The 21,101-nt window shown below is 63.0% G+C and carries 20 protein-coding genes; 12 read left to right on the top strand and 8 right to left on the bottom strand.

Annotated features, from left to right (window positions below; all coding sequences use genetic code 11):
- The first annotated feature begins 43 nt into the window (after positions 1-43).
- A complete protein-coding gene (locus X771_RS162295; RefSeq protein ID WP_023671147.1) occupies positions 44-271 on the top strand; it encodes a hypothetical protein in 228 nt (75 codons plus the stop codon).
- Between the two features lie 144 nt (positions 272-415).
- Here the strand turns inward: X771_RS162295 and X771_RS162300 are convergent, their stop codons facing one another.
- Together X771_RS162300 and X771_RS162305 are read right to left on the bottom strand one after the other, a co-directional pair.
- Positions 416-643: a hypothetical protein gene (locus tag X771_RS162300; protein WP_023686456.1), complete on the bottom strand. Its 228-nt coding sequence runs from the start codon at positions 641-643 to the stop codon at positions 416-418.
- A gap of 186 nt (positions 644-829) precedes the next feature.
- Positions 830-1,474 (bottom strand): TetR/AcrR family transcriptional regulator, encoded by a 645-nt coding sequence (locus tag X771_RS162305; protein WP_023671149.1) that lies wholly within the window; start codon positions 1,472-1,474, stop codon positions 830-832.
- A 26-nt stretch (positions 1,475-1,500) separates the two neighbouring features.
- On the opposite strand from X771_RS162305, the gene X771_RS162310 reads away from it, so the two are divergent.
- Positions 1,501-2,484: a hypothetical protein gene (locus X771_RS162310; RefSeq protein WP_156935962.1), complete on the top strand. Its 984-nt coding sequence runs from the start codon at positions 1,501-1,503 to the stop codon at positions 2,482-2,484.
- Between the two features lie 180 nt (positions 2,485-2,664).
- Here the strand turns inward: X771_RS162310 and X771_RS162315 are convergent, their stop codons facing one another.
- Genes X771_RS162315 through X771_RS162325 form a run of 3 tightly spaced genes read right to left on the bottom strand, consistent with a single transcriptional unit; the run spans position 2,665 to position 5,023 of the window.
- The gene (locus tag X771_RS162315) at positions 2,665-3,699 is read right to left on the bottom strand and encodes a phosphotransferase family protein (RefSeq protein WP_023686454.1); all 1,035 of its coding nucleotides are present in this window, start codon (positions 3,697-3,699) and stop codon (positions 2,665-2,667) included.
- Positions 3,696-4,211 (bottom strand): MaoC family dehydratase, encoded by a 516-nt coding sequence (locus tag X771_RS162320; RefSeq protein WP_280940371.1) that lies wholly within the window; start codon positions 4,209-4,211, stop codon positions 3,696-3,698. Before X771_RS162320 ends, X771_RS162315 begins: the two co-directional genes overlap by 4 nt.
- Positions 4,208-5,023, bottom strand: coding sequence for an SDR family oxidoreductase (locus tag X771_RS162325; RefSeq protein WP_023686452.1), 816 nt, complete (start codon positions 5,021-5,023; stop codon positions 4,208-4,210). Before X771_RS162325 ends, X771_RS162320 begins: the two co-directional genes overlap by 4 nt.
- A gap of 126 nt (positions 5,024-5,149) precedes the next feature.
- Between X771_RS162325 and X771_RS162330 the strand changes: the two genes are divergently transcribed.
- Genes X771_RS162330 through X771_RS162340 form a run of 3 tightly spaced genes read left to right on the top strand, consistent with a single transcriptional unit; the run spans position 5,150 to position 7,642 of the window.
- Positions 5,150-6,388 (top strand): acyl-CoA dehydrogenase family protein, encoded by a 1,239-nt coding sequence (locus X771_RS162330; RefSeq protein ID WP_023686451.1) that lies wholly within the window; start codon positions 5,150-5,152, stop codon positions 6,386-6,388.
- Positions 6,291-6,593: a zinc-binding dehydrogenase gene (locus X771_RS1000000168660; protein WP_084558271.1), complete on the top strand. Its 303-nt coding sequence runs from the start codon at positions 6,291-6,293 to the stop codon at positions 6,591-6,593. Before X771_RS162330 ends, X771_RS1000000168660 begins: the two co-directional genes overlap by 98 nt.
- Positions 6,594-6,604: 11 nt before the next feature.
- Positions 6,605-7,642 (top strand): zinc-binding dehydrogenase, encoded by a 1,038-nt coding sequence (locus X771_RS162340; protein ID WP_023686449.1) that lies wholly within the window; start codon positions 6,605-6,607, stop codon positions 7,640-7,642.
- A gap of 181 nt (positions 7,643-7,823) precedes the next feature.
- Here X771_RS162340 and X771_RS162345 read toward each other — a convergent pair whose 3' ends face one another.
- From X771_RS162345 to X771_RS162355, 3 genes are all read right to left on the bottom strand, one after another.
- Complete coding sequence (locus X771_RS162345; protein WP_023686448.1) at positions 7,824-10,955, bottom strand: efflux RND transporter permease subunit; 3,132 nt, start codon at positions 10,953-10,955, stop codon at positions 7,824-7,826.
- Positions 10,952-12,115 (bottom strand): efflux RND transporter periplasmic adaptor subunit, encoded by a 1,164-nt coding sequence (locus X771_RS162350; protein ID WP_023686447.1) that lies wholly within the window; start codon positions 12,113-12,115, stop codon positions 10,952-10,954. The genes X771_RS162345 and X771_RS162350 overlap by 4 nt, the downstream gene beginning before the upstream one ends.
- A 171-nt stretch (positions 12,116-12,286) precedes the next feature.
- Positions 12,287-13,114, bottom strand: a complete 828-nt coding sequence (locus tag X771_RS162355) for a MurR/RpiR family transcriptional regulator (protein WP_023686446.1) — start codon at positions 13,112-13,114, stop codon at positions 12,287-12,289.
- A gap of 147 nt (positions 13,115-13,261) precedes the next feature.
- On the opposite strand from X771_RS162355, the gene X771_RS162360 reads away from it, so the two are divergent.
- The 7 genes from X771_RS162360 to X771_RS162390 all read left to right on the top strand — a co-directional run bounded on the left by X771_RS162360 (position 13,262) and on the right by X771_RS162390 (position 21,085).
- Positions 13,262-14,080: an N-formylglutamate amidohydrolase gene (locus X771_RS162360; protein WP_023686445.1), complete on the top strand. Its 819-nt coding sequence runs from the start codon at positions 13,262-13,264 to the stop codon at positions 14,078-14,080.
- 16 nt (positions 14,081-14,096) lie between these two features.
- Complete coding sequence (locus X771_RS162365) at positions 14,097-15,641, top strand: amino acid permease (RefSeq protein WP_023686444.1); 1,545 nt, start codon at positions 14,097-14,099, stop codon at positions 15,639-15,641.
- 78 nt (positions 15,642-15,719) lie between these two features.
- Positions 15,720-17,276 carry an amino acid permease gene (locus X771_RS162370; RefSeq protein WP_023671163.1) on the top strand — a complete coding sequence of 519 codons (1,557 nt, stop codon included), beginning with the start codon at positions 15,720-15,722 and terminating at the stop codon, positions 17,274-17,276.
- A gap of 78 nt (positions 17,277-17,354) precedes the next feature.
- The gene (locus tag X771_RS162375) at positions 17,355-18,725 is read left to right on the top strand and encodes a glutamine synthetase family protein (protein ID WP_023671164.1); all 1,371 of its coding nucleotides are present in this window, start codon (positions 17,355-17,357) and stop codon (positions 18,723-18,725) included.
- Positions 18,726-18,814: 89 nt separating this feature from the next.
- Positions 18,815-19,270, top strand: a complete 456-nt coding sequence (locus X771_RS162380) for a hypothetical protein (RefSeq protein ID WP_023686443.1) — start codon at positions 18,815-18,817, stop codon at positions 19,268-19,270.
- Positions 19,267-19,686: a type II toxin-antitoxin system VapC family toxin gene (locus tag X771_RS162385; RefSeq protein WP_023804693.1), complete on the top strand. Its 420-nt coding sequence runs from the start codon at positions 19,267-19,269 to the stop codon at positions 19,684-19,686. The genes X771_RS162380 and X771_RS162385 overlap by 4 nt, the downstream gene beginning before the upstream one ends.
- A gap of 13 nt (positions 19,687-19,699) precedes the next feature.
- Positions 19,700-21,085 carry an aldehyde dehydrogenase family protein gene (locus X771_RS162390; protein ID WP_023686442.1) on the top strand — a complete coding sequence of 462 codons (1,386 nt, stop codon included), beginning with the start codon at positions 19,700-19,702 and terminating at the stop codon, positions 21,083-21,085.
- Positions 21,086-21,101: the final 16 nt, after the last annotated feature.

Genomic DNA, 21,101 nt, shown 5'->3' with positions numbered 1-21,101 from the left:
ACGGGTCAAGCCGTTCTGCTTCCCTCATCAGGGAGAACATACGATGCCGTCGAAAGCGCCGCCGAAGTCAGCTGGCAAGACGTCCGCCGTGCGCTCACTCGAACATGAGCAGCATCACGAGGTGACTGCCGAAGAGGAACTCGAGGAAGGCCTCGAGGACACGTTTCCGGCCAGCGATCCGGTGTCGATCACCTCGACCGCCATCCCAGGCGCGCCGGCAAGACCCGGCAAGGCCAAGACGGTGCCGGGTCGCAAACCGCGCAAGAAATAACCGTTCGGCTACGCCAGGTTTGAACTCAGGAAAAGCCGGCTTGCGCTGAGAAAATGGGGGCGCTGAGGAAAAAACGGGCGGCCGGGATTATCCTGCCGCCCTTAAATTAGTCGTTGTGCTGTTCGGTGGTCGAGCCCGATCAACTTAGAACGTGCTCGGCACGATCCATGGGTTGATCTCGATGCCGAGACGCGGGCTCTTGGCCTTGACGTCGGACTTTTCGACCGAGCCGGTCACGGCGCAATCGAGCTTGGCATTGGTCGTGGTGTCGACGCAGGTGGCGGCCTGCTTGGTCGAGTGTGTGTTGTTGGCGGCGAAAGCCGAGCCGGAGAGAGCCAGCACGGTGGCGAGGGCGAGAAGGGTTTTGTTCATGTCAGTCTCCATCGGTTAAATTCTTTTCGTACATGTACGATACAACGTACACATACGTCCACCGAGATGGGTTTTCAAGTCGGAAAACGTACGCGTACGACAAATTTTTTTGAATGCCGAAAATTGCGTCGCACTGACACAGCCGAAGCTGTCAGGCCGGACGTTGAATTGGAGGGGCGGGGATGCTCAGCAGTCGACCGGGGTCTCGGTCAGCGGCGGCACATTCTGGGTGCTGAGCGTGGCGAGTGTGAAATCGCACATCCGCGTCACGAAAGCCTGTGGATCGCCGAAGGGGTAGAACGGGAACGTGATCAAAAGCGAGATGGTGCCGTGGCCGACTGCCCAAAGCATGGTGGCGATGGCGCGCGGATCGCCCTGCAGCTTGCCTGCAGCAACGCAGGCCTCGACCCTGGATATCAGCGCTTTCATCGCCGGGTTGGCCTCTTCCATGTCCTCATAGCTTCTGCCTTCCGGCAGCTTGGTCTTTTCGGTCATGAACACGGTGCGGTATTCGTTGGGGTTGCCGAGCCCGAAGGCGGCATATTCGGTCATCACCGCACGCAAGGCCTCGATCGGATCGTCGGAAGGATGCTCCTCGATGCGGCGGGCAAGTGTTTCGAAGGCATCCTCGGCCAGCGCAAACAGGATGTCCTGCTTGTCGGCGAAGTAGGAATAGACCGACATCGGAGCATAGCCGACCCGCTTGGCCAACTTGCGGATGGTCAGCCCTTCATAGCCTTCTTCCTTGACGAGCTTGTGGGCTGCGTCGAGCAATTCGGAACGCAGTTCGGCTTTTTGTTTTTCGCGGCGTTTCTGGACGCTCAGTGGCAAGACCCGGTGCCTTTGGTTGGTTGTGCATGGCTAAATATATACGCTGTACGGAAACGGGCAAGGGCGCTGCCAGGGACATCAAAAAGCGACCTCAAGCTTTCTCTCGAATAGTCGTGTCCGTTCTGGTCTATTTCGCCAGCATCTATGTCACAGCATGTGTAACATGGGCGCTCGCAGGCAACATCGGACCGTTACAAACAAAGCCTATCTGGCGGCTCTGCAAGAAATTTCGGTTTTGGGGGGCCTCTATGGCTGCGATAGAGCTTTCGTCCGGGCTGCCGGGCGCACATCCACTTTCTCATGGCGCCAGGCTGGCGCTCAGGCGAGTCGTGATAGTCGCATGGCTGGCGATCGCAATCGGCTTCGCCATGGAAGCGCTTATTCTGACTGCCGGATTTGCGGCAGGTTCGCACCCGGCGCCAACCCAGGTTCTGATCGACTTGGCGCAAGGCGTGACCTGGTCATTCTTCGTCTGCGCCGGCGTCAGCCTCGGCACGGCGATCACCAAGGTGCGAGCCTCGCTTGGCGGCCTGATCGCCATGATCTCGGGGCCGCTGGCCATGGGCATCGCCAAAGGTACGCAAAAGGTGATGGTGAGCGCGCTTGATGTATCGGCAAAGCCCGTGATCCTGTCGCTCACTACGCTCGGTATGTTGCGGGCGATCGAGTATGGTTTGCTGGGCTGGATGCTGGCTTCGCTGGCATCCAAGGAAGAACCTCGCTCGCTGCATTTCATGCTGGCGGGTGCCTTGGCCGGCGCGGTGTTCGGCGGCGGGATCACGGCGCTGACGATCGAGACTGCCGCAGCCAAGGACATTGCGCTGGCATTGCCGCAGGCTGTCGCCACCGGCCTCATTGAGATCGTGTTTCCGATCGGATGCTCGCTGGTCGTCTACATCGCCCTGCAAGTCAGCCGGCACATGAAGTTCATTTCCAGCGATGCGCGCCAGATTTCAGGTCGAATTGACCTGAAATCTGAATCCGGGTCTAATCAAATTGATAGAGCATGATGTCGTCCGAAAACCGCTTCACACTTTCGGCATCATGCTCTTTCTACAGACGGTGATCGGTTTGCGTACTGTTTCCAGGCCGGTTGCCACCACCTCCGTATGGGCTTGCTCCCCGGTCGGGGAACGGAACTGATCCGATCTGTCATCAAATCGCGCCGACCACAATATCTCATTGTCTACTCAGGTTCGGTCGATCAGCTTGGCGGCAAGGTGCGACAGCAGCTTCACCGCTTCGCCATAGGTCCTGGCCTTTTCGGGATTGGAGGCGTTGCCGTCGAGCGCCCGCTTGTAGACGCCCTGACAGATGGCCGCCAAGCGGAAGAAGGAGAAGGCGAGGAAGAAGCTCCAATTGTCGATGCCGGCCAGCCCGCGCCGACGGCAATACGCCGCGACATAGGCTTCCTCCAAGGGCAGGCCGAGGGCGGCGCGGTCGACGCCGCCAAGACCGCGAAAGCCCGAGGCGTGCGGCAAGCGCCATTGCATGCACTGGTAGGCGATGTCGGCAAAGGGGTGGCCAAGCGTCGACAGTTCCCAGTCGAGCACGGCCAGCACTTTCGGCTCATTGTGCGCGAAGATCATGTTGTCCAGCCGGTAGTCGCCATGCACGAGAGATTTTCGGCCGTCATCGGCCGGCATATGCGTCTCCAGCCAGGCGATCAGCCGGTCCATGTCGGCGACCGTGCCGGTCTCCGAGGCGCGGTACTGGCTGGTCCAGCGTGCCAGCTGGCGTTCGAAGTAATTGCCGGGTTTGCCGAAATCGCCGAGCCCGACCGCCTCGACATCGACATCGTGCAGGGCCGCCAGGGTGGCGTTCATGGCATCGTAGAGGGCGGCGCGCTCATCGTTGCCAGCGGCCTCCGGCACTGCCGGATCCCAAAAGATGCGGCCGTCGAGAAAATCCATGACGTAGAACATGCGGCCGATCGGCGTCGCCTCCGCCGACAGATGCAGCATCGCCGGCACCGGCACGGCGGTGCCGGCCAGCGCCTTCATGACCGTGAATTCGCGGTCGACCTGATGCGCCGATTTCAGTAACTGGCCCGGCGGCTTGGCGCGCAGGACATAGCGGCCGCTGGCCGCAGTCAGCAGATAGGTAGGGTTCGACTGGCCGGATTTGAATTTTTCGATTGCCGAAAGCCCGGCAAAACCCGGGATGTGCCCCTCGAGATAGAGCGCTAGTGGCGTCTGGTCCAGCGCGTTGGCGTCGCCACTCATGCGGTCTCCGGCTCACGCTCGATCAGCGTCAGCGTCAGCCAGCGCGCCGTCAGCGCCGGCTTCTTCGAGCCTTCGATCTCGATGGTCACGTCATGCGCCGTCTGCACCCAGCCCGACGGCCTGACCTTGACGTCGGCCAGCACGAAGCGGGTGCGGATGCGCGAACCGGTCTTCACCGGCGCCAGGAAGCGCAGCGAATCGAAACCGTGGTTGACGCCCATCTTGCCCTTTTCCAGCGGCGGCATGGTCTCGAAGGTCATCGCCGAGAGCAGCGACAACGACAGGAAGCCATGCGCGATGGTGCCGCCGAACGGCGTCTCGTTTTTGGCCCGCTCGGGGTCGCAATGGATGAACTGGTGGTCGTCGGTGGCGTCGGCGAACTGGTCGATCATGGTCTGTGTGACCTCGCGCCATGGCGAGACGCCGACTTCCTTGCCGACGCTGGCCAGAAGCACATCGAGACTGATCGGTTCCACTGCGGTGTCCTCCCCTTGCCGCCGACCGCGGCTCATTCCTTGAACAATGTCAGCCCATGCTGCACCGACTGCCCGCCGTCGATCGGCAGGATGGCGCCGGTGACATAGGAACCGGCACGGCTGCACAAATAGAGCGTTGCGCCGCCGATGTCATCCGCCACGCCGATACGGCCGATCGGCACATGGCTGCCGACATGTCTGGCCTTTTCTTCGGTGCCGGTGGCAAAGGCGGTCATCCGGCTCTGGAAGGGGCCGGGGGCGAAGGCGTTGACGGTGATGCGCCGCGCCGCGAGCTCGATCGCCAGCGTGCGCGTCAGGTGGTGAACGGCGCCCTTGGACGCGGTATAGGAATAGGCGTCGTCGGCCAGCGGCTGCGTGCCCATCACCGAGCCCAGATTGATGACGCGGGCCGGATCGGCATCGCTGGCGGCGGCTTCCAGCAGCGGCAGCAATTCGCGGGTCAGGTGGAAGACGGCGGTGACGTTGACGGCGAACACCTTGGCCCAGCCGCTATAGGGAAAATCTTCCAGCGAGGCACCCCAGGATATGCCGGCATTGTTGACCAGAATATGCAGCTTCTCGGTGCGCGCCTTGACCTCGCTGACCAGCGCGGCAATGCCGGCTTCGCTCGAGACGTCACCGGCGAAACCTTCGGCACTGCCGGAGCCGCCGAGCCCGTTCAACTCAGCGGCGACCTTGATGCAATCCTCGCCCTTGCGCGAGGCGATCATCACGGTAGCGCCGGCCTGGACCAAAGCGGTCGCAACCATGCGGCCGATGCCGGTCGCGGCTCCCGTTACCAGCGCGGTCTTGCCCGCGACTGAGAACAGTTCTTCCAGATAGCTCATCGCAATTCCTCCGCGCCTTTCTGCTCACGGTCCGGGGCGAAAGGGCTCGCGTTGACAAGGCTAACCGAAGTACGGTCATCCTTGCCACGGGTAAAGTGCCTGGATGCGTGAAAGGGTTGGAGACCGATGGCGGACATCAATCTCGGCATGACCGAGCGGCTGAAGCCGATCCACGCCCGCGTCGCCGCTATGGTGCGCGACGAGATCATGCCGCTCGATCATGAGTTTTTGAGCGAGGTCGGCAAGGGCGGCGACCGCTGGGTCTATACCGCGCGGCAGACCGAAATCCTCGAAGGGTTGAAGAAAACGGCCAAGGATCGCGGCCTGTGGAATTTCTGGCTGACCGGCTCCGAGCGCGGCTATGGGCTGTCAACCGTCGAATATGCCTATCTGGCCGAGGAGATGGGCAAGGCGCATCTCGGCGCGGAGACCTTCAATTGCTCAGCGCCCGACACCGGCAATATGGAGGTGCTGGAGCGCTATGGCTCGGAGGACCACAAGCAGGCATGGCTGGCGCCGCTGCTCGAGGGGAAAATCCGCTCGGCCTATCTGATGACGGAGCCGGATGTCGCCTCCTCCGACGCCACCAACATCGCCATGCGCTGCGAAAAGCAAGGCGGCGACTATGTACTCAACGGCGAGAAATGGTGGGCGTCGGGGGCCGGGGACCCGCGCTGCGCCATCTACATTGTCATGGTTCGCACCGGCGAAGCCGAGACGCAGCACCGCCGCCATTCGATGATCCTGGTGCCGTCCGGCACCAAGGGCGTGACCAAGCTGCGGCCGATGCAGGTCTATGGCGACGACGACGCGCCGCATGGCCACATGCATCTTCGCTTCGACAATGTCAGGGTGCCGGCCGGAAACCTGATCCTCGGCGAGGGCAGGGGGTTCGAGATCGCCCAGGGGCGGCTTGGCCCCGGCCGCATCCACCATTGCATGCGCGCCATCGGCCAGGCCGAAATGGCGCTGGAGCTGCTGTGCCAGCGCTCGGTGCGCCGCGAGGCCTTCGGCCAGCCCTTGGCCAAGCTCGGCGCCAATTTCGACATCATCGCCGAATGCCGCATGGAGATCGAGATGGCGCGGCTGCTCTGCCTCAAGGCGGCGTGGATGATCGACCAGGGCGATGCGCGCGCAGCCGCGCCCTGGATCAGCCAGATCAAGGTCATCGCACCGCGCGTCGCGCTCAAGGTCACCGACGAGGCCGTGCAGATGTTCGGGGCGCAAGGCATCAGCCAGGACACGCCGCTGGCACGCTCATGGACGCATCTGCGAACCCTGCGCCTCGCCGACGGGCCGGACGCCGTGCACCGCCGGCAGGTGGCGCGTACGGAGCTCAGGAAATACACGCAGGAAAAGGTCTGAGCGGATGAAGGCCATTATCGCCCGCGATTTCGCGCCGCTCGGCCAGCTCGTCCATGCCGACAATCTGAAGGAACTGGTCGGCTGGCATCTCGCCGGCAAGGTTTGGCCGGTCATCGAAGGCACTTATCCGCTGGCCGATGCCGCCGCCGTGCTGACGCGCGTGCTTGGCCGTGGCGCATCCGGCAAGCTCATCCTCAAACGTTAAGGAGCCCCGCCATGGCGATACCTTCAGACATGAGAGCACTGCTGCTGATCGGCGACGGCTACACCAGGACGCCCTCCGGCAGCGTGCTGGAGGCGATGGAGCCGTATCTCACGCTGGGCAGCATCGGCGTGCCGACGCCCGGACCGAGCCAGGTGCTGATCAAGGTCAGCCTCGCCTCGATCAACCCGTCCGACGTCATGTTCATCAAGGGCCAGTACGGTCAGCCGCGCGCCAAGGGCCAGCCGGCCGGCTTCGAGGGTGTCGGCACGGTCGTTGCCAGCGGCGACGAGCCCTATGCGAAAAGCCTGATCGGCAAGCGCATCGCCTTCACCACCGGCGTCACCAATTGGGGCGCGTGGGCGGACTATGCAGTTGCCGAAGCTGCCGGCTGCATTCCGCTGCTCGACACGGTCCGCGACGAGGATGGCGCGGCGATGATCGTCAACCCGCTCACGGCGCTCGCCATGTTCGACATCGTCAAGCAGACGGGCGAAAAAGCCTTCATCATGACCGCCGGCGCCAGCCAGCTTTGCAAGCTGATCGCGGGTCTCGCCAAGGAGGCTGGGTTCCGGCCGATCGTCACCGTGCGCCGCGACGAGCAGATTCCGCTGTTGAAGGAGATCGGGGCTGCCCATGTGCTCAACGAGAAGGCGCCGGATTTCAAGGCAGCACTACGCGATGTGGTCAAGGCCGAGCAGCCGCGCATCTTCCTCGATGCCGTGACCGGGCCGGTGGCCTCGGCGATCTTCGACGCCATGCCGAAGCGCTCGCGCTGGATCATCTATGGACGGCTCGATCCGGACACCACTGTCATCCGTGAGCCCGGCCAGATGATCTTCCAACAAAAGCACATTGAAGGCTTCTGGCTGGTCGAATGGATGCGCCAGTTCCGCGACAAGCGCGGCCCGGCGATCATGGAAGCACAGAAGCGCTTTTCGGATGGGCGCTGGTCAACCGACGTGACGGCGGTGCTACCGCTGGATGAGGCGATGGCGAAGGCCCCGGCGGAGCTGGCCAAGCCGAACGGGAAGGTGTTTATTAGGCCGTGACTTTCTACCCTCCCCCTTGTGGGGAGGGTCGACGAAAGAGCAATTTTGCTCGTTCGTCGGGGTGGGGGTCTTGGCTCCACCTCTGTTATTCGCGGGAGCGCTGGACCGACGTTAGTTGGCGCTGCACCCCCACCCCGGACCCGCGGTCCGACCCTCCCCACAAGGGGGAGGGTAAGCGGAGCTACTCCGCCGGCTCGACATTGGCGTACGCCGCTTCCTCAAGCTCCCGCTTCAGCCTCGCTTCCTCATGCGCCTTCGGCGTCACGAAGCGGCCGAGCAGGAGGTAGGCGACCGGGGTCAGGAACAGCGTCGAGACGGTGGCGAGACCCAGCCCGCCGACGATGACCCAGCCGAGCGCGATGCGCGCTTCGGCACCGGCGCCGGCGGCCAGCACCAGCGGGACCCCGCCGAGGATGGTGCAGATCATCGTCATCATCACCGGCCGCAGGCGGATGATCGAGGCCTGCTCGATCGCCTCGCGCACGCCGAGGCCGCGGTCGCGCAGCTGGTTGGCGAATTCGACGATGAGGATGCCGTTCTTGGCCATGACGCCGACCAGAAGCACGAGGCCGATCTGGCTGTAGGCATTGAGGCTGGTGCCTGACAAAAGCAGCGCAAAGATTGCGCAGGCAAGGCCGAGCGGGACCGTCGCCATGATGATGACGGCGCTGACGAAGCTTTCGAACTGGGCGGCAAGCACCAGGAGGATGATGACCAGCGCGAAGCCGAAAATGGTGATCATGGCACTGTTGGTCTCGCCGAGCGTCGCGGCTTCGGCCAGCGGCAGGACGTGGCTGCCCGGCGGCAGCAGCGGGGCGGCGATCTGCTCGGCAACGCCGAGCGCGTCACCCAGTGCGAAATTGCCGTTCAGGTTCGAGGTGATCGCCACCGAAGGCTGCTGCTGTTCGCGGGTCAGCGACGGCGGCACGGCGCGCTCGGTCAGCGTGGCGATGGTCGACATCGGCACGAAGCGGCCGTCGGCGGTCTTCAGGAAGATGTTTTCCAGATCGGTCGGATCATTGATCGGGTTGGTGGTCGAGACCAGCTTCACGCCATAGCTGCGGTCGGCGATGTAGACATCGACGACATCGTTGCCGTCGAGCATCGCCTGCAAGGTGTTGGCGAGCCCCGATATGTCGATGCCGAGATCGGAGGCGCGCTCGCGGTCGATGGCCACCGCCAACTGCGGCTGCGTCGGGTCGATGGAAAGCCGCGGCGTCTGGAAGCGCGGATCGGCCTGCATCCGGGCGATGATCTTCACCGCCGCGTCGCCGAGCGCCTTGCGGTCGTTGCCGACCAGCGCGAATTGCAGGCCGTTGCCGGCGCCGCGAATGCCGAGGCTATTGGCCTGCACCGGGAAGATGCGCACGGATGGCACCTGCCGGGTCAGCTGGCTTATCTGCGCCATGATCTCCTGCTGGCTGCGCGTGCGCTCGTCCCACGGCGCCAGCGTCATAACCATGAAGCCTGAATTATAGGCGCCGTTCTGGCCGGCATTTTCGAAGGTCGAGACGATCTCGCCGGAATCGCGCAGCGGCTGGATCAGCCGCTCGATCTTCTGCATTTGCTGGGTGGTGTAGTCGAGGCTGACGCCTTGCGGCGCGTTGATGCGCAGAAGCACGACGGCGCGGTCCTCGCTCGGCGTCAGCTCCTGGCGGATGGTGCCGAACAGCATGAAGGCGATGCCTGCAAACAGCACCGCGACCAGCAGCACGATCCACGGCGCGCCAAGGCAGGCATGCAGGGCGCGTTTGTAGGCCGCGTTCAGCGCACCGCCGATGCGCGCGCCAATGTCGTGACCGCCTTCATGGTGGAGCGATGCGCCGGTCAACATGCGCGAGGCCAGCATCGGGCACAGCGTCAGCGCGACCACGCAGGAGAGCAGCACCGACATGGCGAGGACGAAGCCGAATTCGCGAAACAGGCCGCCGGTCTGTCCCGGCAGGAAGGAGATCGGCACGAAAACGGCAACGAGCGTCAGCGTCGTGGCGATGACGGCGAAGAACACTTCCTGGGCGCCGAGCACGGCGGCGGCACGAGGCCCCATGCCTTCGTTGCGCCGTCGCACGATGTTTTCCAGAACGACTATGGCGTCGTCGACGACAAGGCCGGTTGCCAGCACCAGCGCCAGAAGCGTCAGGATGTTGATCGAGAAGCCGGCGAGATAGATGGCGGCGATGGTGCCAATCATGGCGACCGGCATCGACAGACCAGGGATCAGCGTCGCGCGCCAGTCGAGCAGGAAGATGTAGATGACGATCAGCACCATGGAGATCGACAGGCCGAGCGCGATCTCGACCTCGTGCACGGCGCCGTTGACGAAGACGGCGTCGTCGCTGGTGATCTTGATCGACATGCCCTTGGGCAGGTTTTCCTGCAGCTTGGCGACGGCTGCCTTCACTCCGGTGGAAATATCCAGCGTGTTCGATTCCGCCTGGCGGATGATGCCAAGGCCAATGCCGGTCTTGCCGTCGGAGCGCAACGAGGTCTGGCCGATGTCGGGGCCGAGCGTGACGGTGGCGACGTCGCGGATGCGCGTCGTGCCGCCGATGATGATGTTTTCGAATTCTTCCGGCGTCGTCACATCGGCCGTGGTGCGGACGATGAGATCCTGGTTGGTGGTGGTGATCGAACCGGCCGGTGAATCGAAAGCCACCGAGGCAAGCGCTGCCCTCAGATCGGCGGCAGTGAAGCCGAGGCTGGCGAGCTTGTTCTGGTCGACATCGATGCGGAAGATCTTGTCGCGGTCGCCATAGACCTGAACGTCGGCGACGCCGGGCACCGCGGCCAGTTCGTCCTCGATCTGGTCCTGGACGATCACCGTCATGTCCTGCACCGACATGGTGTCGGAGGTGACGGCCAGTCGCATCACGGCATCGGAATTGGCATCGGCCTTGACGATGCGCGGCGGATCGGAGGTCTCCGGTATCATGTTGGCGACACGGCCGACCGCGTCGCGCACGTCGGAAGCGGCGACGTTCAAATCGACGCCGTCGTTGAACTCGATGGTGACGCGGCTCTGGCCGAAGGACGAGGTCGACGAGATCGACTTGACGCCGGATACGCGCGCGACCGCACCCTCGATGGTGTCGGTCAGTTCACGGTCGACGGTTTCGGCGGCGGCACCCTCGAAAGCCGTCGACACGGTGACCACGGCGCGGTCGACATCGGGCAGTTCGCGGATTTCGACGCCGTAGAAAGCGGCAAGGCCGGCCACTGCGATCAGCGTGTTCAGCACGAAGGCCATGACCGGCCTGCGGATGAAGAGAGCGGTGAAGCCGGTTTCGCTGGCGGTGCTGACAGGCGCGGTCATGAGCCTTCGGCCGCGTCCGCGGCGCGCTGATCCTGGCCGGCGATGCGGACCGCGCCGCCTTCGCTGACGCTCTGGGTGCCTTCGGTCACCACCATGTCGCCATCCTCGATCTCAGCGTCGATCAGCACCGTCTCGGTGTTGCGCTGGATGATGCGCACGGGAACGCGCCTGGCCTTGCCGTCCTCGACCTGCCAGACATAGGCGCCGTCGGAACCCCACAGGATCGCCAGGGGGCTGACGGCCGGGTAGGTGTCGCCGGGGAAGCGCATGGTGATGCCGAACGACATGCCGGCGCGCAGCGAATCCGCCGGATTGGCGATTGCAGCCTTGACCAGCAGAGTGCGGCTCTTTTCGTCGATGTGGTTGTCGATGGCCGACACGGTGCCGGTATAGGCCTTGCTCGGATTGGCGATCGGCGTCGCCGACAGTTGCGCGCCGACCTTGACGGCGGCGGCAAAGCGCTCGGGCACCAGGAAATCGACCAGGATGGAGGAGCGGTCGTCAAGCGTGGCGATCGCCGACTGGCTGGTGACGTAATTGCCGGCCGATATCGGCAGGATGCCGACCGTGCCGGCGATAGGGGCGACGATCGAACGACGCTGCAAGGCGAGTTCGGCATCCTGCAGCGCCAGTTTGGCGCCGGCCAGCACCACTTGGGCATCGGCGACGGCGACCGGGGTCGCGGCGTTGGAGGCCCTCAATGATTTCACCCGCTCGAGCTTGTCCTGGGCATCCTGCAAGGCGAGCTTGGCACGATCCTGCGAGATCACCTCGGTCTCGGAATCGAGAACAGCGATGATCTGCCCCTTGTCGACGCGGGTGCCGGACTGAACGAGGAATTCAACCAGCCGGCCGGAGCTGTACGGGTTGACCGTCACCGAGGCGTTGGCGCGGCCGGTGCCGATCGCCTGCAGGCGATCGTTGATGGTGGCGGTGGCCGCAGGCAAGGCGACGACATTTGCCGGGCGGCCGGCAGCGTTGCGACCGCCTGCCTGTTTTGTCGTGTCGACCGCACCGGTTGTGGCGGGCGCCGAAGCATAGGTCCAGTCGATACCCCAGCGTGCCAGAACCTCCGGCGCGCCCGGGAAGAATCGCGCCCAGGCGAGGACAGCCGCGACCAGGATCACAAGCGCAAAAACGATCTGTTTCCAGGCGACCATCGACACTCCGGTTGGCAAAACGTCTACCGGTTTCACCAAGCAAAAAAACGCGCAGCGACGCACCCGGTATGTGCGAAGCCGCCGCAATATCATGGCTTTATGGCAATTCTGCCGCTTCCATGCACATTAAATCTGCGTAATTTTGCGCACCTGCGGCCGGGATTGAGCGTGTCAGCGCAGGCTTTCCAGGTCGCGGATGCGCTTGGCGCTGTCGGCCTCGAGCTGCCTGGTGACAGCGCCGATCAGCGTCTCGGCGACAACGAACAGAGCGGCGGAAGAGTCCCACGCCGAAGGCACGGCGGTGCGTCCTGCAATGACATGGCGGGCGAAGCGGGCGATCGGCGATAGCCACTGGTCGGTGAACAGCACGATCTGTACGCCGCGCTGATGCGCGGTCTCGGCAAAGCGTACCAGACTGTCCTGGTAGCGCCTGATGTCGAAGATCACCAGCACGTCGCGCTTGCCCATGTCGATCAGCCGGTCGCGCCAGATGCTCTCCTGACCGGCGAGGTGATAAACGTCGGGCTGGATGATGGCGAGGTGGGCGGCCATGTAGCGCGCCAACGGATCGGTGAAGCGGCCGCCGATCAGGAATGTCTTGCCGCGCCGTTCGGCGAGCCTTTCGGCGATGTCGGCAAGCTGCCTGTCGGACAGATGCCTGAAGGTCTCGCGCATATTGTCCAGCGTCGCCTCCAGCATTGGCGACACGGCACTGCTGCCCGGTGAGGCCGGATTGAGCGTGCGCGATGCCGGCGACTGCAATTGCGCCGCCAGTTCGTCCTGCAGCGCCGACTGGAATTCGGGATAGTTCTGGAACCCCAGCCTGGAGACAAAGCGCAGGATGGTCGGCGACGATACGCCGGCGGCGGTCGAGAACTCGGCGACCGTCTTCAGCCCGATCAGCGGATAGTTGGCAATCAGCGTTTGCGCGGCGCGGCGCTCGCCGGCCGGCATCGTGCCGATGCGGTCCGAAATCAGTTCGGCAATGCTGGAAATCATCGTTTTCCCCACCCCTGAGCCCGTCCAGACCGCTTCCCCGAAATCGCGTTTGACAAAGCCGGACAAACTGTATGAAATCATCCACAGGGACGCAATGACGCAAAATACGTAACATAAGATACAGCGCTCCCCAGGGGACGGCAGACTATGGAGAGAGCACGGCCCGCCAGCCTTGCATCGTCTGATACCGTAGGGGTGACGAACCCCGGCGGGTCCAGCCCTTTCGTGCTGACCTGCGACCACGCTTCCAACTTCCTGCCATCCGAATTCGGCACGCTTGGCCTGCCGGCCGAAGATCTCTCCCGCCACATCGCCTGGGACCCCGGCGCGCTGCCGGTGGCCCGCCGCATCGCGACCGCCCTCGATGCGACGCTCATCGAAACCCGCATCTCGCGCCTGATCATCGACTGCAACCGTCCGCTCGACGCACCGGACCTGGTGCCGCCGGTCAGCGAGACGACGGCCATTCCGGGCAATGCCGGCCTGTCGGACAGTGAGCGCGCCGAGCGCATCGCTTTGTCGTGGCGGCCGTTCCACGACACGATCGCATCGATCATCGACGACCGGCAGGCGCGTGGGCAGGAGACCCGGCTGGTGTCGGTGCATTCCTTCACCCCGGTCTACAAGGGCAAGAACCGGCCCTGGCATATCGGCATCATCCACGATGACGACCGCCGGCTGGCGTCGCCGCTGATAGCGGCGCTGCAGCGGCTCTCCGGCGTCAGTGTCGGCATCAACGAGCCCTATTCGCCGGCCGACCGCGTCTATTTCACTTTGGAGCGCCATGCACGCTCGCGCGGCCTTGCCTGCGCAATGATCGAAATCCGCAACGACGAGATCTCCGGCGAGACCGGGCAGCGGAAATGGGCGGATCTGCTCACAGGCATTTTTTCTGACCTGGAACCCGAGGAGGCCAAGGGTTCCCGGCGACACGCAGTGGGAAAGTCAGTTCAATCGGCCAGCTAGAAAACAGGGGACGAAAATGGCAGGACCGGACAAATCAGACGCTGAAAGATCGGAGGATGTAAAAACCCTCCATAGCATGGGCTATGCCCAGGAGTTGGCTCGCCGCATGAGCGGCTTCTCGAACTTCGCAATTTCCTTCTCGATCATTTGCATTCTTGCAGGCGGCATCACGTCCTTCCCGCTGGCCATGGCGACCGGCAGCGGCTTCGAGGCGACTGTCGGCTGGGTCATCGGCGGCGTCTTTGCACTTGTCGTTGCCGCGTCCCTTGGCCAGATCGGCTCGGCCTACCCAACGGCCGGCGGTCTCTACCACTGGTCGTCAATTCTCGGCGGGCGCGGCTGGGGCTGGGCCACGGCCTGGATCAACCTGCTCGGCCTGGTCTTCGTCGTCGCCTCGGTCAATGTCGGCGTTTATGCGCTGTTCAAGGACCTTGTCTGGTCCGGCGTGTTCGGTCACGACGTATCCGCGTGGGGCTATCAGGAGCAGGTGATCGGCGTTGTGATCATCACGGTCGCGCAGGCGCTGATCAACCATTTCGGTATCAGGCTCACCACCATGCTGACGGATTTCTCGGGCTACCTCATTCTGGTCGTCGCCGTCGTGTTGACCGCGATGTTCCTGATCTGGGGCGCAAGCTGGGATTTCTCGCGGCTCACCACCTTCGTCAACAACACCGGTGATCCAGGCGCAGGCTACGTTCCGACCGCACGGACGGCACTCGTCGCCTTCCTGATCGGCCTGCTCTACCCACTCTACACCATCACCGGCTTCGACGCTTCGGCCCACACGTCCGAAGAGACCCACAATGCCCGCGTGGCGGTGCCGCGCGGCATGATCCATTCGGTCCTGTGGTCGCTGGTGTTCGGCTTCGTCATGGCCGTTTCGTTCGTACTGGCCAGCCCCGATCTGGCAGCGACGGCCAAGGATGGCGCCAATGCCTGGTTCAATCTCTTCAACAACCTGCCGGCACCATTCCTGCTGAAGAGCATCATTGCCATCGCAATCGTGCTGGCGAACTTCATCTGCGCTCTCGCCGGACTGACGTCGACCTCGCGCATGATCTTTGCCTTCGCGCGTGACGGCGGCCTGCCCGGTTCGTCGGTGTGGAAAACCGTCAGCCCGACATGGCGCACGCCGGTGGCGGCAATCTGGCTCGGAGCGGTGCTCGCGGTCGCAGCGACATTGTACTCGCCGGCTTTTGCCGCACTGGCGGCCGGCTGTGCATTGTTCCTCTACGTGTCCTACGCCATGCCCGTGGCCGCCGGCCTGCTTGCCGAGGGCAAGAGCTGGACCGAATTCGGCCCGTTCCGCCTCGGCATCTGGTCCAAGCCGTTCGCCGTCATCACGGTGCTTGGCGTTCTGGTGCTGATGTATGCCGGCATCCAGCCGCCCTTCGACATCCTGATCAACTATGCCATCGGCCTGATCGTTCTGCTCGTGGTGCTGTGGTTCGGCATCGAATCGCGCCGCTTCAAGGGCCCGCCGATCGGCGCCGACATTGCTCGCCGCGCTTCCGAGATCGCGGCCGCGGAAGCAGCCGTCGGCCAGACGGCAGGCTAACAGCAAAGACTAGATGCTCCGGCCGGCGCAAGCCGACCGGGGCAGGGCCGGCCAGTTAAGAATGCAAAGGGGACTACAATGGCAGCACCGGGTTATTCAGACACAGACAAGGCGGAAGACGTAAAGCACCTCCATTCCATGGGCTACGCCCAGGAACTTGAGCGGCGGCTAAGCCGCTTCTCCAACTTCGCCGTTTCCTTCTCCATCATCTGCATCCTGTCGGGCGGCATCAATTCGCTGGCGCAGGCAACGTCGGGCGCCGGTGGCATCGGCATCGGCATCGGCTGGCTGGTCGGCTGCTTCGTCTCGCTCACCTTCGCGGTCGCCATGTCGCAGATCAGCTCGGCCTATCCGACGGCCGGCGGCCTCTATCACTGGGGTTCGATCCTCGGCAATCGCGGCACCGGCTGGGTGACGGCCTGGCTCAACCTGCTCGGCCTGATCACCGTGCTCGGCGCCATCAATGTCGGCACCTGGACGTTCTTCATCGGCGCCTTCGGGCCGACGCTCGGCATCGAGGGTACGCTGACCAATCAGATGATCTTCCTGGTCATCATCACCGGCGCCCAGGCCCTGATCAACCATCTCGGCATCAAGCTGACTGCGAAGTTGACCGACTTTTCGGGCTACCTGATCTTCTTCGGCTCGATCCTGATTGCTGTCGTCTGCCTGTTCTCCGCCGAGACCTGGGATTTCAGCCGGCTCTTCACCTTCCACAACTACTCGGGTGAGGCCGGCGCCAGCGTCTGGCCGTCCGTCTCGAACGCCTGGGTGTTCGCTCTCGGCCTTCTGCTGCCGATCTACACCATCACCGGCTACGATGCTTCGGCACACACTTCCGAGGAAACCATCAAGGCGGCCTCATCGGTGCCGCGTGCGATGGTGATGTCGGTTATCTGGTCGGCGGTCTTCGGCTATTTGTTCCTGGCCGCCTTCGTACTGATGATCCCCAACATGGACGACGCCGCCAAGCAGGGTTGGAACGTGTTCTTCTGGGCCTTCGACCAGCGCGTCAGTCCCGGCCTCAAGGAGTTCGTCTACCTCGTCGTGTTCATCGCCCAGCTGTTGTGCGGCCTCGCAACCGTCACCTCGGCTTCGCGCATGATCTTTGCCTTCTCGCGTGACGGCGGCCTGCCGGGCTCGTCTGCACTGGCCAAGGTCAGCCCGACCTATCGCACGCCGGTGGCGGCGATCTGGACGGCGTCGGTCCTGTCGGTGCTGTTCGTTTGGGGTTCGACGCTGGTTTCGGTCGCCGGCACTTCGGCCTACACCATCGTCGTGTCGTGCACCGTCATCTTCCTGTTCCTGTCCTTCACCGTGCCGATCGTGCTCGGCATGCTGGCCTGGGGTACCCCGAAGTGGGACAAGATGGGACCGTGGAACCTGGGCCGTGGCATCTTCATGCTGTTCGGCGTTCTCTCGATCGTGTCGATGATCCTGATCTTCATCATCGGCATCCAGCCGCCGAACGACTGGGCGCTGTACATCACCGTCGGCTTCTTCATCCTGACGGCGATTGTCTGGTTCGCCTTCGAGCGCAATCGCTTCCAGGGCCCGCCGCTGGGCGACATCATCGCGGCGCGCCAGGCAGCGATCAAGGCCGCCGAACAGGCGGTCGGCGAAACCGGCCACTGACGTCACCATCATGGCCATGGCCGGCGGGCAGCCGGCTATGGTTCGTCCTCAACGACCAAGCACTGGAGTGCCAAAGGAATGGCCGGAAATTTCTCGTTCGATCAGTTGAAGAAAGCGGTCTCCAATGGCGAGATCGACACGGTGCTGGCCTGCATCGTCGACATGCAGGGGCGGCTCGCGGGAAAGCGTTTCCTGGCGCAGTACTTTGTGGATTCTGCTCATGACGAGACGCATGGCTGCAACTATCTGCTCGCCGCCGACATCGATATGGAGCCGGTGCCGGGCTACAAGGCGGCAAGCTGGTCGAAGGGCTATGGCGACTTCGTCATGAAGCCGGACCTTGCCACGCTGCGGCGGATTCCGTGGCTGGAAAAGACCGCGCTGGTGATCTGCGACGTGCTCGACCACCACACCCATGACGACCTTCCGCATTCGCCGCGCGCGATGCTGAAAAAGCAGGTCAAGCGGCTCACCGAACGCGGCTATATCGGCTACTTCGCCTCCGAGCTCGAATTCTACCTGTTCAACGAGACCTACGATTCCGCCCGCAAGAAGCACTGGCAGGGGCTCGACACCGCGTCGCCCTATATCGGCGACTACCAGATCGGCATCACCACCAAGGAAGAAGGCGTCATGCGCCGGCTTCGCAACGAGATGGAAGCGGCGGGCATTCCGATCGAAAACTCCAAGGGCGAATGGGGCCCGGGCCAGGAAGAGATCAATGTCCGCTATGCCGAGGCGCTCGACATGGCGGACCGCCACGTCATCCTGAAGAACGGCGCCAAGGAGATTGCCGAGTCCGAAGGCAAGTCGATTTCCTTCATGTCGAAATACAATTACGGGCTCGCCGGTAATTCCAGCCACATCCACAATTCGCTGTGGAGCGCCGATGGCAAGACGCCATTGTTCTTCGACAAGAAGGCGGACTGGACTTTGTCCACGCTTGGCCAGCAATGGGCGGCTGGGCAACTGAAATATGCCAGGGAGTTTACCTGGTTCCTGGCGCCCTACATCAACTCCTACAAGCGCTTCCAGGCCGGCACCTTCGCACCGACCAAGATCATGTGGAGCGAGGACAACCGCACCGCCGGCTTCCGCCTGTGCGGTGAGGGCACCAAGGGCATCCGCATGGAATGCCGCATCGGCGGCGCCGACCTGAACCCCTATCTCGCTTTCGCGGCGCTGATCGCCGCCGGCCTTGCCGGCATCGACGAGAAGCTCGAACTGCAGAAGCCGTTCGTCGGCGATGCCTACCAGGCCTCGCGCCTGCCGGAGATCCCGAAGACGCTGCGCGACGCCACCGAGACGCTGGCCAAGTCGAAGATGCTGAAGCAGGCGCTCGGCGACGATGTGCTCGAACATTATGTCCACACCGCAAAGTGGGAGCAATTCGAATACGACCGCCGCATTACGGATTGGGAACTGCACAGGGGGTTCGAGCGGTATTAAACTTTATACAGCTTTAATGTTGACACTGTAGTGAAGTTAGTACCATATGGTACCTGTAAACTGCAGTGCGCTACATTGAGGAGTTTGCAATGTCCAAATATGCGCCGCTCAAGGACTTTCTCATTGCCCAAAATGTCGATCGCGTTCCGATGTCATTCGCCGAAATCGAGAGAGTGCTCAATCTGCCGCTGCCCGCATCGAAGCAATACCCTGCATGGTGGAGCAACAATCCGAGCAACAATCCCATGACAAGGGAGTGGCTTGAGGCTGGGTTCGAGACCGAATCCGTCAATATAGGGAGTGGGAAACTGGTATTTCGCCGCGTTCGCAAAGTGCCCATTTCGACGCCGCCCAGTGGTAGCGTGCCTGCCGCGCCAAAGGAGGCGCGCGCGGATCGCCACCCCGGTTTTGGTTTCATGAAGGGCCTGATAACAATCGAAGCCGGATTTGATATCACCAAACCTTTCGATGACGAGCCATGGGACCGGGGCTATCTGGGCGGTGAGGCTGACGCGCGTGACGGCAAACTTGCGGTGCGTAAATGAGCGAAGGGCCGAACCTGCTTCTGGATACATGTGCGATGATCTTTGTCGCCAACGATAGTCTGATCGATCCGCACGCAAGCCGGGAGATTTCGGAAGCGGCCTATGACGGCCGTCTGTATCTTTCGCCGATGTCGGCATGGGAGATCGGAATTGGCGTAGCCAAGGGCCGGCTCAATCTGCCATTGGCGCCACTCGACTTCGTGGAGAGATTCATCGAGCGAATGTCGGCAAAGCTCAGCGCTATCTCACCAGCCATTCTGATTGCGTCATCCAACCTGCCCGGTCCGCCTCATGGTGATCCCATGGATCGGATACTGATGGCAAGTGCGAGAGCGTTGGACATGGTTCTGGTGACGCGTGACGAGCCCATCCTTCGCTATGGCCGCAATGGCCATCTGCGCACCCTAGCCTGCTAACTTGGAGTATCCTTTGGAAACCGTAAAACTCAAGTCGCCCATCGATGGTTCCATTTACGCCGAGCGGCCAATCGCGACCGACCAGGCGATCAATGCCGCGGTCGAGCGCGCCAAGGCGGCGCAGGAGAAGTGGGCGCTGACGCCGATCGTCGAGCGCGGCAAATTTATGTTGGCGATGCTCGAAGCGCTGGTCGCGATGACCGACGAGATCGTGCCGGAGATCGCCTGGCAGATGGGGCGACCGGTGCGCTATGGCGGCGAGTTCGGCGGCGTCAGGGAACGCACCGATTACATGGTCGAGATCGCTGAAGCCGCGCTGAAATCCGTGCCGGCATCCAACCCGAAGGACGGCTTCCGACGCTATGTGAAGAAGGATCCGCTCGGCGTCGTCATGGTGATCGCGCCGTGGAACTATCCCTATCTGACCGCCGTCAACACCATCGTGCCGGCACTGATGGCCGGCAATACCGTTATCCTCAAACATGCGGCGCAGACGCTGCTGGTCGGCGAACGGTTCCAGCAGGCGTTCGACAAGGTTGGGCTGCCCAAGGGCGTGTTCCAGAATGTCGTGCTGAACCATTCCCAGACCGAAAAGCTGCTCGGCTCGGGCAAGATCGACCATGTCAATTTCACCGGTTCGGTCGGCGGCGGCCGCGCCATCGAGAAGGCGGCGGCCGGCACCTTCATGACGCTCGGGCTCGAACTCGGCGGCAAGGATCCGGCCTATGTGCTGCCCGACGCCAAGCTCGACCATGCGGTGGCCAATCTGGTCGACGGCGCCTTCTACAATTCCGGCCAGTGCTGCTGCGGCATCGAGCGCGTCTATGTGCATGAGAAGGTCTACGACCAGTTCGTCGAAGGTTTCATCGCCGAGACGAAGAATTATGTCGTCGGCAATCCGCTGGAACAGGCGACGACAATGGGGCCGATGGCGCAGGCGCGCTTTGCCGACCTGATCCGCGAGCAGAAGGCCGAGGCGCTGCGCAAGGGTGCAATCGCACACATCAGTATGAAGGTGGCTAACGACAAGGCCGGCTCGCCCTATCTGGCGCCGGAAGTGCTGACCGGCGTCGACCACCAGATGAGCGTCATGCGCGAGGAAAGTTTTGGCCCGATCGTCGGCATCATGAAGGTGCGTAACGACGAGGAGGCGATCGCGCTGATGAACGACAGCCCCTACGGGCTGACCGCTTCGATCTGGACCGGCGATATCGAGCATGCGGTGGCGATCGGCGACCGCGTCGAGACCGGCACCGTGTTCATGAACCGCTGCGACTACCTCGATCCGGCGCTGGTCTGGACCGGCGTCAAGGACACCGGCAAAGGCGTCGCCCTTTCGGCGCTCGGCTACGACAATCTGACCCGGCCGAAATCCTTCCATCTGCGCGAAGCCATCTGATTTTTTGAAAGACAAG

It is taken from the genome of Mesorhizobium sp. LSJC269B00 (assembly GCF_000502815.1).
In the GTDB taxonomy this organism is placed as follows: Bacteria; Pseudomonadota; Alphaproteobacteria; order Rhizobiales; family Rhizobiaceae; genus Mesorhizobium.
Note: the sequence above shows the minus strand (reverse complement) of the source record. Positions and strands in the feature narration are given on the sequence as shown.